At 64.9% G+C, this 15,724-nt stretch carries 18 protein-coding genes; 16 read left to right on the top strand and 2 right to left on the bottom strand.

The window, feature by feature from the left end; translation table 11 throughout:
- Positions 1–6 precede the first annotated feature (6 nt).
- Both ABIA70_RS00090 and ABIA70_RS00085 read left to right on the top strand, forming a co-directional pair.
- Positions 7–330 carry a 2Fe-2S iron-sulfur cluster-binding protein gene (locus tag ABIA70_RS00090; protein WP_354145604.1) on the top strand — a complete coding sequence of 108 codons (324 nt, stop codon included), beginning with the start codon at positions 7–9 and terminating at the stop codon, positions 328–330.
- Positions 331–451: 121 nt separating this feature from the next.
- Positions 452–1,249 (top strand): dioxygenase family protein, encoded by a 798-nt coding sequence (locus ABIA70_RS00085; protein WP_354145603.1) that lies wholly within the window; start codon positions 452–454, stop codon positions 1,247–1,249.
- On the opposite strand, the gene ABIA70_RS00080 is transcribed toward ABIA70_RS00085, so the two are convergent.
- The gene (locus ABIA70_RS00080; protein WP_354145602.1) at positions 1,242–1,952 is read right to left on the bottom strand and encodes an acVLRF1 family peptidyl-tRNA hydrolase; all 711 of its coding nucleotides are present in this window, start codon (positions 1,950–1,952) and stop codon (positions 1,242–1,244) included. The genes ABIA70_RS00085 and ABIA70_RS00080 overlap by 8 nt on opposite strands.
- A 58-nt stretch (positions 1,953–2,010) precedes the next feature.
- Here ABIA70_RS00080 and ABIA70_RS00075 point away from each other — a divergent pair, with 58 nt between their 5' ends.
- From ABIA70_RS00075 to ruvX, 6 genes are all read left to right on the top strand, one after another.
- Positions 2,011–3,429 carry a replication-associated recombination protein A gene (locus ABIA70_RS00075; protein WP_354145601.1) on the top strand — a complete coding sequence of 473 codons (1,419 nt, stop codon included), beginning with the start codon at positions 2,011–2,013 and terminating at the stop codon, positions 3,427–3,429.
- Positions 3,430–3,660: 231 nt separating this feature from the next.
- Positions 3,661–4,287: a 30S ribosomal protein S4 gene (gene rpsD, locus ABIA70_RS00070; RefSeq protein WP_056340296.1), complete on the top strand. Its 627-nt coding sequence runs from the start codon at positions 3,661–3,663 to the stop codon at positions 4,285–4,287.
- A 145-nt stretch (positions 4,288–4,432) separates the two neighbouring features.
- Entirely contained in the window at positions 4,433–4,810 is a 378-nt protein-coding gene (locus ABIA70_RS00065; RefSeq protein ID WP_108598960.1) for a DUF948 domain-containing protein, read from the top strand.
- 19 nt (positions 4,811–4,829) lie between these two features.
- The gene (locus ABIA70_RS00060) at positions 4,830–5,075 is read left to right on the top strand and encodes a DUF6167 family protein (protein ID WP_354145600.1); all 246 of its coding nucleotides are present in this window, start codon (positions 4,830–4,832) and stop codon (positions 5,073–5,075) included.
- A gap of 135 nt (positions 5,076–5,210) precedes the next feature.
- Positions 5,211–7,889 (top strand): alanine--tRNA ligase, encoded by a 2,679-nt coding sequence (gene alaS, locus ABIA70_RS00055; protein ID WP_354145599.1) that lies wholly within the window; start codon positions 5,211–5,213, stop codon positions 7,887–7,889.
- Positions 7,890–7,896: 7 nt separating this feature from the next.
- Complete coding sequence (gene ruvX / locus ABIA70_RS00050; RefSeq protein ID WP_354145598.1) at positions 7,897–8,508, top strand: Holliday junction resolvase RuvX; 612 nt, start codon at positions 7,897–7,899, stop codon at positions 8,506–8,508.
- A 10-nt stretch (positions 8,509–8,518) separates the two neighbouring features.
- Here ruvX and ABIA70_RS00045 read toward each other — a convergent pair whose 3' ends face one another.
- Positions 8,519–9,040 carry a hypothetical protein gene (locus ABIA70_RS00045; RefSeq protein ID WP_354146601.1) on the bottom strand — a complete coding sequence of 174 codons (522 nt, stop codon included), beginning with the start codon at positions 9,038–9,040 and terminating at the stop codon, positions 8,519–8,521.
- Positions 9,041–9,079: 39 nt separating this feature from the next.
- On the opposite strand from ABIA70_RS00045, the gene mltG reads away from it, so the two are divergent.
- From mltG to nusB, 8 genes are all read left to right on the top strand, one after another.
- On the top strand, positions 9,080–10,150 hold the full coding sequence (gene mltG, locus ABIA70_RS00040) for an endolytic transglycosylase MltG (protein WP_354146553.1): 1,071 nt from the start codon (positions 9,080–9,082) through the stop codon (positions 10,148–10,150).
- Positions 10,147–11,007 carry a shikimate dehydrogenase gene (locus ABIA70_RS00035; protein ID WP_354145597.1) on the top strand — a complete coding sequence of 287 codons (861 nt, stop codon included), beginning with the start codon at positions 10,147–10,149 and terminating at the stop codon, positions 11,005–11,007. Before mltG ends, ABIA70_RS00035 begins: the two co-directional genes overlap by 4 nt.
- A gap of 26 nt (positions 11,008–11,033) precedes the next feature.
- Entirely contained in the window at positions 11,034–12,233 is a 1,200-nt protein-coding gene (gene aroC / locus ABIA70_RS00030; RefSeq protein WP_354145596.1) for a chorismate synthase, read from the top strand.
- Complete coding sequence (locus tag ABIA70_RS00025; protein WP_354145595.1) at positions 12,233–12,802, top strand: shikimate kinase; 570 nt, start codon at positions 12,233–12,235, stop codon at positions 12,800–12,802. Before aroC ends, ABIA70_RS00025 begins: the two co-directional genes overlap by 1 nt.
- Positions 12,799–13,890 (top strand): 3-dehydroquinate synthase, encoded by a 1,092-nt coding sequence (gene aroB, locus ABIA70_RS00020; RefSeq protein ID WP_354145594.1) that lies wholly within the window; start codon positions 12,799–12,801, stop codon positions 13,888–13,890. Before ABIA70_RS00025 ends, aroB begins: the two co-directional genes overlap by 4 nt.
- Entirely contained in the window at positions 13,890–14,408 is a 519-nt protein-coding gene (locus ABIA70_RS00015; protein ID WP_354145593.1) for a tetratricopeptide repeat protein, read from the top strand. The genes aroB and ABIA70_RS00015 overlap by 1 nt, the downstream gene beginning before the upstream one ends.
- Positions 14,409–14,587: 179 nt before the next feature.
- Complete coding sequence (efp, locus tag ABIA70_RS00010) at positions 14,588–15,151, top strand: elongation factor P (RefSeq protein ID WP_108600500.1); 564 nt, start codon at positions 14,588–14,590, stop codon at positions 15,149–15,151.
- The gene (gene nusB, locus ABIA70_RS00005) at positions 15,151–15,561 is read left to right on the top strand and encodes a transcription antitermination factor NusB (RefSeq protein ID WP_354145592.1); all 411 of its coding nucleotides are present in this window, start codon (positions 15,151–15,153) and stop codon (positions 15,559–15,561) included. Before efp ends, nusB begins: the two co-directional genes overlap by 1 nt.
- Positions 15,562–15,724: the final 163 nt, after the last annotated feature.

Below are 15,724 nucleotides of genomic sequence, written 5' to 3'. Positions count from 1 at the left end.
ACCATTATGAGCAACAACAAACTCACTGTCATTGACCGCGAAGGCTCCACCCACGATCTCGAATGGGAGCAGGACCAGACTCTGATGGAGGCGCTGCGTGACAACGACCTTCCCGTCCTTGCCTCCTGCGGCGGAACCGCATCCTGTGCAACCTGCCACGTTTTCCTGGAGAAGGAGGTCTTCGACACCCTTGGTGACCGCAGCGAGGACGAGTTGGAACTGCTCGTCGAAGCTGAGGGTTACCGGGAATGCGGCTCCCGGCTATCCTGCCAGCTGGACTTCCGCCGGGAACTTGACGGGCTGAGGGTTACCCTCGCGCCCGAGGAGTAGGTGGGTGTTCCGGGCGCATCCGGACCGGCTGTGGATGACGGAGCTTGATGCGCAGGGGCTGGCCAGGATGCCCATCCTTGTTTTAGTTGAATGTTCAACCAAAGCCACGTAGAATGTTCATATGACACAAACACTTGGCCAGCCCCCGGTTCTCTTCCTCAGCCACGGTGCGCCGCCGCTTGCCGACGACGCCACTTGGACCCGGCAGTTGCACGACTGGTCCGGCACATTCAGTAAGCCCAAGGACATTCTGATGATCTCCGCGCATTGGGAAAACGCGCCCGTGACGCTCAGTGCCACCCAGCGGGATCCCGGCCTCGTCTATGACTTCGGCGGGTTCGCCCAGAAGTACTACGAGGTCAAGTACGACGCCCCGCAGGCGCCTGAGCTCGCGGCGGAAGTGGACCGGCTGGTGGCCTGCCATGGCCACCACGTGGAGCGCGACGAAAGCCGTGGGCTGGACCACGGCGCATACGTGCCGCTCAAGGAGCTGTTCCCGGAGGCAGATGTCCCCGTTGTCCAGATGTCCATGCCCACGCTCGATCCGCAGGGCCTGTTCAACCTGGGTATGTCCCTGGCACCCCTGCGGGAACGCGGCACGCTCATCGTCGGCTCCGGGTTCACCACGCACAACCTGCGCTGGTTCAACCCTGCCGGTGGGCCGGACAGTGCTCCGCCGGCAGCCTCAAGCGAGTTTGACCACTGGGCTGAAGAGGCCATGGCCCGCGGCGATGTGGACTCCATCCTGGACTTCCTGAACAAGGCCCCGGCCGCGCGCCAGGCCCACCCTCGCAGCGAGCACTGGGCGCCGCTCTATGTTGCCCTCGGCGCAGCTTATGGCTCCGGAGAACTGAAGGCGAAGACTGCAATCGACGGATTCTGGTACGGCCTGTCGAAGCGGTCCTGGACCCTCACCTAGGAACTGTTGCGGCCTGCCCGGGGGCGTCGGCCACCTGGATCCGCACTGAGCGGACATCGGCCGCGGCCTTCTTGAGGACCGAGCCGTTGGGGTCCGCCACGTCCAGGAAGGCCAGCCGGGAGAGGTCTGCGTAAGGCTTCATGACGGGGTGGTCCAGCACCAGGCCTGCCAGGGTCCGGTCACCGCCCGGGGCAAGGTATTCGATCGGCTGGCCGCCCAGGATCGTGGCCGCGTGGGCTGCTACTTTTTCCACCAGTTCATCGGCCTGGTTGGCGCGGCGGCGGGCGAACCGCTGCTGGGACTGGCCTCCGGCGGCGGTCCGGCCCTGCACGTACCGCGAGCCGGTTTTGGACGCCAACACTTCGCCTTCCCGCGCCACCGCCACCCCATAACCGCCGCGCCGCACCAGCACCAGTCCCACCGTCCGGGGTTGGCTGGAGACCGACGCCATGCGCTCCACGGGACCGCTGCCGCGTCCGGGACGTCCGTCCGGAGGCCACGGCGCCTGGAGCAGCGCGACGGTGCCGTCGGCTGCCAGCAGCCGCACGCCGTCGTCGTCGTCGCTTATCCGGAAGCCGCCGTGCGCGGCGCCGAAACGCTCAACCCACCCAGCCAGGCGGGATCCCGGTACAAACGCCGTCCGGACCGAGCCCGCTCGGGCTGATCCCGTACGGCTGACGCCGTTGGTGCTGCGGGCGGTCATGGCTGGTCCCTTGTGAGCGTGCGGATAAGCGGTGCTGAACTATGAGTAGCCTATCTATGTGGATGATCTCTTCGGCCAAGGGCCCGGCAATGACGACGACGACAGTAACGGGTCGCCGTCCGCTGACCGTGCCGGGGCAAGCCGGAGCGCGGCGCAGCGCAGTCCGTTGGCGGTCAGGATGCGGCCCCGCACCCTTGATGATGTGGTGGGCCAGCAGCACCTGCTTGGCCAGGGCTCACCCCTGCGGCAGCTCGCGGCCGGCACTGACGCCGTGGGACCTGCCGGCCCCAGCTCCCTGATCCTGTGGGGACCCCCGGGGACCGGCAAAACCACGCTCGCGCACGTGATCGCCAAGGGGAAAGGGCGGAAGTTCGTAGAACTTTCCGCGATCACTGCCGGAGTCAAGGATGTCCGGCGGGTCATGGACGACGCACTGACAGCCCGCGACCTCTACAAAACCACCACGGTGCTTTTCCTTGACGAGATCCACCGGTTCAACAAGGCGCAGCAGGACGCGCTGCTGCCCGGGGTGGAGAACCGCTGGGTGGTGCTGGTGGCTGCAACCACCGAGAACCCCTCCTTCTCCGTAGTCTCGCCACTGCTCTCCAGATCCCTCCTGCTGACACTGAAACCGCTGACCGAAGCGGACATTGAAGGGCTGCTGCAGCGGGCAGTGGCCGACGAACGTGGCCTCAACGGCAAAGTAGCCCTCAGCGCGGAAGGGCTCGCCCACCTGGTGCGCCTCTCCGGCGGCGATGCCCGGCGGGCCCTGACCGCACTGGAAGCAGCCGCAGGGGTGGCGTTCGGCGACGCGGATGATGCTGCTGACGAAGACGCGCCCGTCACGGTGGAGCTGAAGCATACGGAACGTGCCCTCGATGTGGCAGCGGTCCGCTACGACCGCGCGGGGGACCAGCACTATGACGTTGCCAGTGCCTTCATCAAGTCGGTCCGCGGCTCCGACGTCGACGCCTCGCTGCATTACCTGGCACGGATGCTGGAGGCAGGGGAGGACCCCCGGTTCATTGCCCGGCGCATTGTGATTTCCGCCGCCGAGGATGTGGGCATGGCGGACCCCAGTGCTTTGCAGACGGCGGTAGCAGCCGCCCAGGCGGTCCAGCTCATAGGCATGCCGGAGGCGCGGATCGTGCTTGCCGAAGCAGTGGTGCACCTGGCCACCGCCCCGAAGTCCAATGCTGCGTACATGGGCATCAACAAGGCAATTGCGGACGTCCGTGCCGGTCTTGGCAACGGAATCCCGGCCCACCTGCGTGACGCGCATTACCCCGGTTCCAAACAGCTGGGCCACGGCAAGGGATACAAATACGCCCACGACGCCCCCCATTCGGTGGCCAGCCAGCAGTACCCGCCGGACGACCTCGTTGGCCGCGACTACTACGAGCCCACCGCCAACGGCGCGGAACGGGATATCGCCGTGCGCCTGGAACGGCTGCGGAAGATCATCCGCGGCAGCTGAACGGGCAGGTCAACCGGTCGTTGAACCCGCACCGAATGCGGCGGGGGCCCGAATCCTGCTAAGATGGTTCGTTGTCTGGCAAGGCACGGACGCAATCCCCAACATCCTTCAGTCTTTTCTGCTGTTTGTCGGGGTAGCCCTGTGCCCAGTAGCAAAAGGCAGCGGTTGGCCGATGCTCTCCATCGTGGAGGCCAGTAACACTGACACACCGCAGATATTGGAAGGACACAAGTGGCTAACAACACTCGTGCTCGCCGTACAGCACGCCTCTCGCGTGCACTCGGCATTGCTCTGACCCCCAAGGCCGCCAAGTACATGGAGCGCCGCCCGTACGGCCCCGGTGAGCATGGCCGTGCCCGCAAGAAGCAGGACTCCGACTACGCCGTACGTCTGCGCGAAAAGCAGCGTCTGCGCGCCCAGTACGGCATCCGCGAAGCCCAGATGACCCGTGCCTTCGAAGAAGCCCGCCGCACCAAGGGCCTGACCGGTGAAAACCTGATCGAACTGCTCGAAATGCGTCTTGACGCCCTCGTGCTGCGTGCAGGCTTCGCCCGCACCATCGCCCAGGCCCGCCAGCTCGTTGTGCACCGCCACATCATGGTTGACGGCATCCGCGTTGACCGCCCGTCCTTCCGCGTCGGCGAGGGCCAGCTGGTCCACGTCCACACCCGCAGCGAGACCATGGTTCCGCTTCAGGTCGCCGCAGCCGGTGCACACCGCGACGTCCTTCCCCAGGTCCCGGCCTACCTGGACGTCAAGCTTGACGCCCTGCAGGCACGCCTGGTCCGCCGCCCGAAGCGCTCCGAGGTTCCCGTAACCTGCGAAGAGCAGCTCGTCGTCGAATTCTACGCACGCTAAATCCCAGCAGCGTATCCAAAGAAGCCCGTGGCAAGCGCCACGGGCTTCTTTGTATGTAAGGTACTTGGGGGACATCTGCGGAACGCATCAAGGCAGCGTGCGCGGAGGTTACGGATCCACGTCAGTTTCAAGGAGATGAACGTCTATGTCTGGTGGCGATATTGCCGGCCTGATCGCAGCCGGAGTGTTTGCGCTCCTGGTGCTGCTGCTTGCTGTGCCGATCCTGAAGCTTGGCAGCGTATTTGATGAAATCAGGACTTCCATCCGCTCCATCAGCGACGGCGCCACGCCCCTCATGGACGAAGTCACCGCCACGGTGTCCACCACCAACCAGCAGCTGAAGAAGGTGGATGGCATTGCCTCCAACGTTTCGGATGCTTCAGCGAACCTTTCCGCGCTGTCCTCGCTGGTTGCCGCGACGGTCGGTTCACCGCTGATCAAGGTTGCCGCCTTCAGTTACGGCGTTCGGACTGCCCTCGCCTCCCGCAAGAAGCCAGCCGCCGCCGGCCGGCGCAGCCGCTAGACCACCCGGAGAAACTGATATGAAACGACTTGTCTGGATGGGAATCGGCGTGGCTATCGGAGTCATAGCCTTCCGTAAGATCAGCGAGGCCCAGTCCAATCTGGGACCCGAAGGCCTCAACCGGGCTGTAGGCCGGCTTGCCGACGGAGTCTACGACTTCGCGGACGCCGTCCGGGCCGGTATGCAGGAGCGTGAGACCGACCTCCGCGCGGCCCTCGGCGTTGAGTCCCCGGCAGTGCCGTCGCGGGATGCACTCGCACGCTGACCACGCGGCCGGAAAACGCGCAGTCATAAAAAGCGCGAGAATTAAACCAGCAGTCCCTGCATGCGGGCGCCGCTGTCTGAATAGAACTCTCACGCGCCACAGGTGCGTGAACCAAGAAGGGTATGTAATCAGCTCATGAAGTCGCAGGAGATCACAAAGCGCTGGGTGGACTTTTTTGTCAGCAAGGGCCACACCGCCGTTCCCTCCGCCTCGCTGGTCTCCAGCGACCCCTCCCTGCTGTTCACGGTGGCTGGCATGGTCCCGTTCATTCCTTACCTGACGGCCCGCGAAGAAGCCCCCTACTCCCGCGCCACCAGCGTCCAGAAGTGCATCCGCACCGGCGACATCGAGGAAGTCGGCAAGACCGCCCGCCATGGCACCTTCTTCCAGATGTGCGGCAACTTCTCCTTCGGCGACTACTTCAAGGAAGACGCCATCAAGTTCGCCTGGGAGCTGCTCACCAAGAGCGTCGATGACGGCGGCTACGGCCTGCCGCCCGAACGCCTATGGGTGACCGTCTACGAAGAGGACGACGAAGCCAAGGAACTGTGGCTGAAGAACACCGGTGTCCCGGAAGAACGCATCCAGCGCATGGGCAAGGCCGACAACTACTGGCACACCGGCCAGCCCGGTCCCGCCGGCCCCTGCTCGGAAATCTACTACGACCGGGGACCCGCGTACGGCGTCGAAGGCGGTCCGATCGCCGACGAGAACCGTTACGTCGAGATCTGGAACCTGGTGTTCATGCAGTACCAGATCGACAACGTCCGTTCGAAGGACGACTTCGACATCGTGGGTGAACTGCCCAAGAAGAACATCGACACCGGCCTCGGCATGGAACGTCTCGCCATGATCCTGCAGGGCGTCGAGAACATGTACGAGACCGACCAGGTCCGGCCCGTGATCGACAAGGCAGCCGAACTGTCCGGCCGCGAATACACCTCGGCCGAAACGCCGGATGATCCGCACCACACGGACGACGTCCGGATGCGGGTCGTTGGTGACCACATCAGGTCCGCGCTGATGCTGATCGCCGACGGCGTGACCCCCTCGAACGAAGGCCGCGGCTACGTCCTGCGCCGCCTCATCCGCCGTGCTGTCCGCTCGATGCGGCTGCTCGGCGTCGAAAAAGCCTGCCTCCCGGACCTGCTGCCGGCATCACGCGACGCCATGAAGGGTGTCTACCCGGTGGTGGAGACCGACTTCGACCGCATCAGCCGGATCGCCTACGCCGAAGAGCGGGCTTTCCTGCGCACCATCGCCTCGGGGACCGCCCGCCTTGAGGACGCCGTCACGGAGTCCAAGGCCGCCGGCCAGCCCCTCTCCGGTGCGTACGCCTTTGCCCTGCATGACACCTACGGATTCCCGATCGACCTCACCCTGGAGATGGCGGAGGAAGCCGGGCTCAAGGTCGATGAACCCGAATTCCGCCGGCTGATGCTGGAGCAGCGCCGCCGCGCCCAGGCCGATGCCAAGGGCAAGAAGGGCGGCCACGCCGATCTCAGCGCCTTCCAGGAACTCCTGGCGCAGGGCGAGACGGTTTTCACCGGCTACACCGACCTCGACGGAGAGTCGCGGGTCCGCGGGATCCTCAGCGGCGGCCGGCAGGTGGCGCAGGCCGCCACGGGCGATGAGATTGAACTCGTCCTCGCCGAGACGCCGTTCTACGCCGAGGCCGGTGGCCAGGCTGCCGATACCGGCCTCATCACCGGTGACGGATTCGTCGTCGAGGTCCTCGACGTCCAGCGCCCGCTGAAGGGACTCAGCGTCCACAAGGCCATCGTCCGCGAGGGCGAGATCGGATCCGACGTACTGGTACGGGCTGCCGTGGACCGGGAACGGCGCCATGCCGCCGAGCAGGCGCACACCGGCACGCACATTGTGCACGCTGCACTGCACCAGATCCTCGGGCCGGAAGCCACGCAGCGGGGCTCCTACAACAAGGCCGGCTACCTGCGCTTCGACTTCGCCTGGGGTGAAGGACTCTCTGCCGCCACGCGCTCCGAGATCGAGGAAGTCTCCAACCTCGCCATCCGCAACAACTACCGGGTGGACACCAAAGTCATGGGGCTCGCCGAGGCCAAGGCCCTTGGCGCAATGGCGCTGTTCGGTGAGAACTACGGCAGTGAAGTCCGCGTTGTGGAGATCGACGGCGCCTGGTCCCGTGAGCTCTGCGGCGGCACGCATGTGGCCAACACCTCTCTCATCGGCAGCCTTTCGTTGCTCGGGGAACAGTCGGTGGGTTCAGGCAACCGCCGCGTCGAAGCCTTCGTGGGCATGGACGCGTTCCGCCATCTGGCGGCTGAACGGGCCTTGGTTACTGAGCTGACTGAACTGCTGAAGGTACCCTCCGGCCAGCTGGCCGACAGGATTGCCAGCACACTGAACAAGCTCAAGGCCACGGAGAAGGAACTGGACCGCCTGCGGAAGGAACAGCTCTCCGCAGCTGCAGCCAACCTGGTAGGCACCGCAAAGGACGCCGCTGGAGTCAGGGTCATCGCGCACGACGCCGGCCAGATCGGCGGTGCCGACGACGTCCGCAACCTCGCACTGGACCTGCGCAGCCGCCTCGGTTCGCAGGCTTCCACCGTGGCCGTTGCAGGTGTCAGCAACGACCGCCCCATGATCCTGGTCGCCACCAACGAGGCCGCCCGGGAGGCCGGAGTCAAGGCAGGCGCCCTGGTGCGCCTCGCCGCGGGTATCCTCGGCGGCGGCGGCGGCGGCAAAGATGACGTAGCCCAGGGCGGCGGCACCGACCCCAGTAAGGTCGCACCGGCGCTTGCCGCCGTTGTGGACGCTATCTCCGGGCGATAAGGATCCAGTGACACAAGCACTTGCAGCCGGCGGCTACCCCCAGGGAATCAAACTGGGGGTAGACGTGGGCACAGTCAGGGTAGGTGTGGCGGTCTGCGACCGTGATGCCATTCTGGCCACGCCGTATAAGACACTGGACAGGAACGCGAAGAAGAATTCCGACGTCCGGGTCATTGCCTCGCTGGCGGAGGAACTCGGTGCCGTCCAGGTCATCGTCGGGCTGCCGCGCACCATGAAGGGGGAGGAACATGCCTCCGCCCGCATGGCCACCGACTACGCGGAGCTGCTGGTGGCCGAGCTTGTCCGCCGTGGCATTGACGTGCCGGTGAACCTGGTGGACGAGCGCCTCAGCAGCGTCACAGCCCACCGGAACCTTCACGAAGCTGGCATGAGCAGCCGCAACCACCGTAAAGTGGTTGATCAGGTTGCGGCGGCCGGCATTCTCCAGCACGCCATCGACATGCAAAAAGCCAGGGGAGCGGACGTTGGCACCCGCGTGGGCGCACCGCCCGAACACCGGCCTTCCGGAGCCGTTTCGGCAGCTGAGAGCGCCGAATCCCGAACGGAAGACCAGTCTCGATCTCAGAACACGGAAGGCTACAGTGAGCCCGTCCTATAACGGCGACGCCTCAGGCACCATGGGTGACCATGGTGGCAGGCCGCTGACCCGCAAGGAACTCCGCGAACAGGAAAAGGCGTTGCGCGGCGAAAGCAACGACGTCGTTCCCGAGCAGGCGTACGAGACCGGGCACGACGATCCGGAAGCAGCGGACCGCCATGTGGCACCCGACGCCGGCCCTCGCCTGCCGGACGCCAGCCCCGAAGCGGCGCCTGCACCTGGCCCCGTCATCCCGGCTGTTCCAGAAGCTGCGCCTTCCATCCAGCATGCGGAGCCTGCCCAGCAGGAACCGGCCCAGCATGAGGACCAGGCCTGGCCCGAAGAGGGCGAAGCCCATCCTGTTCACGAAGCCCATGACGTTGACGAAGTTCACGATGTTCACCAGGACCATTTGGTCCACGCTGGACTCGGAGGTCACGGGGTTCATGGGGAACATGGAGTTCACGGCGCCCATGACGCCCATGCGGGTTATGAACCCCACGGCCATTACTACGACGACGCCCATGACGAATACGCAGCGGATTCCCACCATGATGACGGTCTCCTCGGCGACACAGGCGCGGCAACCGTAGTGCGGGGGCCGTCGAAAAAAGTGCGCCGCCGCCGTCGCCTCCTCGCACTCTTTCTCACTTTGGCCGTCTTTGTCACTGCGGTGGCTGTCGGCGCACAGTTTCTTAAGCCGTTGCTCGGTAACGACAAGCCCGGGGACTACCCAGGTCCCGGAACAGGCGAAGTCAAGGTTTCCGTGGCGCCCGGCGAAGGGACCGCATCCATGGCTGCGAAACTGGAAAACCAGAAAGTGGTTGCCAACGCGGAGACGTTCCTGAAGGCTTTCGCCGCATCGGGGGCAGTCCTGTCGCCCGGGGACTACACCTTCAAAAAGGAGATGAAAAACGCCGACGCCGTCAACGTCCTGCTGGGGACCGACAAGAGCAAGGTGATCTATTTCGCCTTGAGCGCGGGTCTGAGGGTCGGCGAATCGCTGCAGGCGATCGCGGAAGGTTCAGGTGTTTCCCTTCAGCAACTGAAGGAACTGAGCAACGCTCCTGCACAGTTCGGCCTGCCGGCCAATGCCAAGAATCTCGAAGGGTTCCTGGCTCCGGGGGAGTACCGCTTCCCCCTGGGCACCCCGGCCAAGGACATCCTTCAAAGCCTGGTCAAGGTCACCACTGATGAACTCGTGGCCCAAGGCATCACCGACCCGGCCAAGCAGTACCAAGCCGTGATCGTGGCCAGTATCGTGCAGGCCGAGGGCGGCCAGGCCGAGTACGGTGACGTCGCCGGCGCCATCTACAACCGGCTTAAGCCCAATGACCAGACCAACGGGTACCTCCAGGTGGACTCCGCGGTGACTTACGGTCTCGGCACGAAGAGCTTCAACTTCACGGACGAACAGCGCCAGGACAAGTCCAACCCGTACAACACCTACGCGAACCCCGGGCTGCCCCCCGGCCCGATCGGTTCGCCCGGCAAGACGGCAATCGACGCAGCCGCCAAGCCCAAAACCAATGACTACCTCTACTGGGTGACCATTAACCTGGACACCAAGGAGACCAAGTTCTCCAAGACGCTGGCCGAGCACAACGTCTTTGTGGAGCAGTACAACACGTGGTGCACCGCCAACGTGGGCCGGTGCACATGAGCCTTCGGGCCGCCGTTCTCGGTCACCCGATCAGCCATTCCAAGTCCCCGGCCCTCCATCTGGCGGCTTATGCCAAGCTGGGCATCGACATCGGCTACACGGCCATCGACGTCACCGAGCCGGGGCTGCCTGCGCTGATGGCCAGGATCAGGACCGAGGACGGTTGGCGGGGTCTGTCCGTGACGATGCCCCTGAAGACCGGCATGGTGGCCGAAGTGGACGAGGTCCGTGGTGTGGCGCGCACCCTGGGAGTGGTCAATACGGTCGCCTTCGAAGAGGACGGCGGCATTGTCAGGCGGGTCGGCTACAACACCGACGTCGCCGGAATCGTGAACGCCGTACGTAACGCCGGTGTTGCCTCGAGCCCTGCCGCTGTTGTCCTGGGCGGCGGCGGGACGGCAGCCTCCGCCGTCGCCGCACTCAAAGAGCTGGGCACGGAGCACGCGGAGATATTTGTCCGGGACATCTCCCGGGCCGCGGAGGCGCGTGCCGCCGCAGCCGGCGTCGGACTTTCCATCACCGTGAGGCCGTTGGCGGAGGCCGCCGTTCCCACGGCACACGCCGACGTCGCGATTTCCACGCTCCCGCCCTACGGGGCGGATGACCTTGCCCTGCAGATCGCCGCACTCGGCACCAAAACGCCGGGCGTGCTGCTCGATGTTGCCTATGACCCGTGGCCCAGCCGGATCGCTGCTGTGTGGCAGGACGGCGGCGGTGCAGTGGTCCCCGGACTTGAGATGCTGCTGTACCAGGCAGTGGAGCAGGTGCGTCTTTTCACCGGCCTTGGCGAGGAAGTTAACGCAGCTGTCATAGATGTGATGTGTGACGCAGTCGACCTTCCCCGACGGGCGATCTGAGCGCCATACGTGGCAGGATGGAAATTATGTTGCGTTGGTTGACTGCCGGTGAATCCCATGGTCCGGCCCTGATGGGAATTATTGAAGGCGTACCTGCCGGTGTGGAAATCACCAGCGGGCAGATCGCCGATTCGCTGGCCCGCCGCCGCCTCGGTTACGGCCGTGGTGCGCGCATGAAGTTTGAGCAGGACGTGGTCACTATCCTTGGCGGCGTCCGGCACGGCCTGACCCAGGGTGGGCCGGTGGCCATCCAGGTGGGCAACACCGAATGGCCCAAATGGGAGCAGATCATGTCCGCGGACCCCGTGGATCCTGACATCCTCGCCGATCAGGCACGCAATGCACCGCTCACGCGGCCCCGCCCCGGTCACGCCGATTTCACCGGGATGCAGAAGTACGGCTTTGACGAAGCACGTCCGGTCCTCGAACGCGCCAGCGCGCGCGAAACCGCCACCCGCGTTGCCATGGGTACCGTAGCGTCCCAGTTCCTCAAGCACCTGGGCATTGAGCTCGTCAGCCACACCGTTTCCATCGCCAGCGTGACAGTGCCCGAAGGACGGCCGTTGCCCGTTCCCGCCAACGTCATCGCCCTCGACGCTGATCCCCTGCGCTGCTTCGACCGTGAGACGTCCGACGCCATGGTGGCCGAAGTGGACGCTGCGCACAAGGAAGGCGAAACCCTTGGGGGCGTTGTCGAGGTCCTCGCGTACGGCCTGCCGCCCGGGCTGGGCAGTTACGTCCACTGGGACCGCCGCCTGGACTCGCGCCTGGCTGCAGCCCTGATGGGCATCCAGGCCATCAAAGGCGTGGAAGTAGGCGACGGCTTCCTCACCGCAGCCCGCCGGGGTTCGGCAGCCCACGACGAAATCGTCAAGGACGCCGACGGCAAAATCATCCGCACGTCCAACCGCGCCGGCGGCATCGAAGGCGGCATGAGCATCGGGGACGTGCTGCGTGTCCGGGCCGCCATGAAGCCCATCGCCACTGTGCCCCGCGCCCTGCGGACGGTTGACGTCAGCACGGGGGAGGCGGCCAAGGCGCACCACCAGCGTTCGGACGTCTGTGCGGTGCCGGCGGCGGGCGTTGTCGCCGAAGCGATGGTGGCGCTGGTCCTGGCGGAAGCCGTTATGGAAAAGTTCGGCGGGGACTCCGTGGCGGAGACCGCACGCAACATCAAGGGTTACCTGGACAACATTCCGGCATCCCTGGACTCGATTGGCCACTAGTGCCCCGGAGCAGCAAAGCCGGTGTCCCGGGTAGCAGGCCCATCGTCCTGATTGGACCGATGGCGGTGGGCAAGTCAACCATCGGCCAGGAACTTGCCCAGCAACTGCGCGTACCTTTCGTGGACACTGACGTCCTCATCGTTGAGTCCCATGGCAGCATTGCCAGTATTTTCGCCGGCCGCGGTGAGCACGCTTTCCGGGAGATCGAGGCCCGGACCGTAGCCGCTGCCCTTGAGCACGCGCAAGGCACCGGCACCGTGGTTTCACTGGGTGGCGGGGCGGTACTGGACTCGGGAACGCAACAACTCCTGGCCCGCTGCACAGTGGTCTACCTCGAATGCGATGAGGAAACAGTGGCCAGCCGGATTGCCCGGAATTCGGGCAGGCCGCTGCTGGCCGGCGACGGGATGGCCCGCTGGTCCACGCTATTTGCCACCAGGAAGCCCGTCTACGAACGGCTGGCCGACGTGGTTATCGATGTCCGCCACGGCTCGGTCACCGAGCTGGGACACCGGCTGCAGGTCGCGCTTAGCGACTACTCAGCCGCCAAACAGGAAGTTGAAAAGTGAGCGTCGATTCAACAATCATCAAGGTCACCGGTGAGTCCGCAGGGCAGAACTACGACGTCGTAGTGGGCCGCGGGCTGCTGGGCAGCCTTCCGGAACTGCTGGGGGAGCGGGTCCGCCGCGTACTGGTTATCCACCCGCGGGCCTTACGCCTCACCGGTGACACCGTCCGCGATGAGCTGGCTGCCGCAGGTTTTACGGCCCTGACCGCGGAAATCCCTGACGCCGAAGAAGGCAAACACATCCAGGTTGCCGCTTTCTGCTGGCAGGTTCTGGGCCAGAACGACTTCACCCGCTCCGATGCCATCGTCGCCGTCGGCGGCGGCGCCGTGACGGACCTCGCCGGGTTTGTGGCGGCTACCTGGCTCCGCGGCGTGAAAGTCATCCACATGCCCACCAGCCTGCTGGGCATGGTGGACGCTTCCGTGGGCGGCAAGACCGGCATCAACACGGCCGAAGGCAAGAACCTGGTGGGCGCCTTCCACCCGCCCGCCGGAGTATTGGTCGATCTGGACACGCTCAAAACTCTGCCCCGCAACGAGATCATCTCCGGAATGGCCGAAGTCATCAAATGCGGTTTCATCGCCGATCCGGCCATCCTGGAGCTGGTGGAGCGTGACCCGGCAGCGGCCACGGACCCCGGATCAGACGCCCTGCGTGAGCTGATCGAACGCGCCATTGCGGTCAAGGCCAGAGTGGTTTCGGAGGACCTCAAGGAATCAGGTCTCCGCGAGATCCTGAACTACGGCCACACGCTGGGCCACGCCATCGAGCTTGTGGAGCGCTACTCCTGGCGGCATGGCGCGGCGGTGTCCGTGGGGATGATGTTCGCAGCGGAGCTTGCCCGCAGCGTCGGCCGGCTCAGCGATGCCGACGCGGACCGCCACCGAAGCATCCTTGAGACCCTGGGGCTTCCGGTCACTTACCGTCGGGACCGGTGGCAGGGGCTGCTCGATGGCATGCGGCGGGACAAGAAATCCCGCGGTGACCTGCTTCGCTTCGTTGTCCTGGACGGCATCGCCAAACCAGGCATCCTCGACGTGCCCGACACGTCGCTGCTCTTCGCGGCGTACCAGGAAATCGCCTCCTGATGCAGGGCGACGTTGCGGGCACGGGCGACTGGCCCGAGGCAGGATTCCCCGGCATCAGGATCAACCCGTTGTCGCTGCTGCCGGAGATTGTCAACGCGGACTCCTGCCAGGCTGCCTTGACGGCATCCACCGACCCCGCGGACCGCGTTTTCGTCCTGATCGCCGAGGGCCACGCCTCCGAAGCGGCCGAGCTGCTGGCTGAGGCCCGCTTCAAGGACCCGGAGTCTTTCCAGTTGCGCGCCTGCGAGGCCGAACTGCTCCGGATCACCCACCGCACGGACCGGTCCATAGAGCTGTTCCGGCAGTTGCTGGCAGAGTTCCACGGAACCGACCGCGAGGCCCTCATCCAGCAGTACCTGGGCAGGGCGCATTACACGGCAGGGCACAACTCGGCCGCCGTGGAGGCTTTTGCCAGGGCACTGGACCTTCGCGTTGCACAGTCGGCCGACGCGGCGCTGATCTACTCCTCCACCGTGGCACTCCAGCGGGCGCGGGACGTCCTGGACCTGGCCTGCTGAGCCTCCCGTCCGAAGCCGGGGAGTGCCCCGGGGAAGGCCGTGAACAGGGCTGCCCCGGATTTGCCGGTAGAATGGTTCTTGGATTTTTGATAAACACGCGCTCGGCGCCCTAACGGGGCGTAACCGGCCGGCATAGAACGTCTGACAACTGACCAGACATTAGAAACCAGAGGAAACCAGTGGCAACCACTAACGACATCAAGAACGGCACGGTCCTTAAGCTCGAGGGCCAGCTCTGGAACATCATCGAATTCCAGCACGTCAAGCCCGGCAAGGGCGGCGCCTTCGTGCGGACCAAAATGCGCAATGTGATGTCCGGCAAGGTTGTGGACAAGACGTTCAATGCCGGACTCAAGATCGAGACCGCAACGGTTGACCGCCGCGATTACCAGTACCTGTACCAGGACGGCGCGGATTACGTGTTCATGGACACCGTGGACTACGACCAGATCACCGTATCCGGCGCGACCGTGGGCGACGCCACCAACTTCATGCTTGAGAACCAGATGGTCAACATTGCCATCCACGAAGGCAACCCGCTCTACATCGAGCTCCCGCCCAGCGTTGTCCTGGAGATCACCTACACCGAGCCTGGCCTGCAGGGCGACCGCTCCTCGGCCGGCACCAAGCCGGCAACCCTGGAGACGGGCTACGAGATCCAGGTGCCGCTGTTCGTTGAGAACAACACCAAGGTCAAGGTTGACACCCGCGACGGCAGCTACCTCGGCCGGGTCAGCGAGTAGTGAGCGCACGCGGCAAAGCCCGTAACAGGGCACTGGATGTACTTTTCGAAGCCGAGCAGCGTTCCGTTTCGGCGTTCGACGTGCTGCGGGGCCGGCGTGAACTGACAGATCAGATCGTGAACCCCTACACCCTTGAAATCGTGGAGGGCGTGGTTTCCCAGCAGCCCGCCATCGACGAATTCCTGGAGACCTATTCCCAGGGCTGGACCCTGGAACGCATGCCCTCGGTGGACCGCATTATCCTGCGCATCGGCACCTGGGAACTCCTGTACAACGATGACGTACCCGACGGCGTCGCGGTCAGTGAGGCAGTGGCTCTTGCCAAGACGCTCTCAACCGATGAGTCGCCGTCGTTCATCAACGGCCTCCTGGGGCGCCTGCAGCAGCTGAAGCCCTCGCTGCTCGCCTAAAAGGCGGCGACCCCGGCCAAGGGACCGGCGTCCACTTGATGTGGAGGCCGGTCCCTTTTGCGCGTCTGGCTGTACTGTCCCGGCAGGTTGATGACACGGGGATTGATTTGACGCAATAAGAGGACCTCCGGGTGTTGTGTGGTGCTTGTCGAGAGCGAACACA

It is taken from the genome of Arthrobacter sp. 754 (assembly GCF_040548695.1).
Lineage (GTDB): Bacteria > Actinomycetota > Actinomycetes > Actinomycetales > Micrococcaceae > Arthrobacter.
Note: the sequence above shows the minus strand (reverse complement) of the source record. Positions and strands in the feature narration are given on the sequence as shown.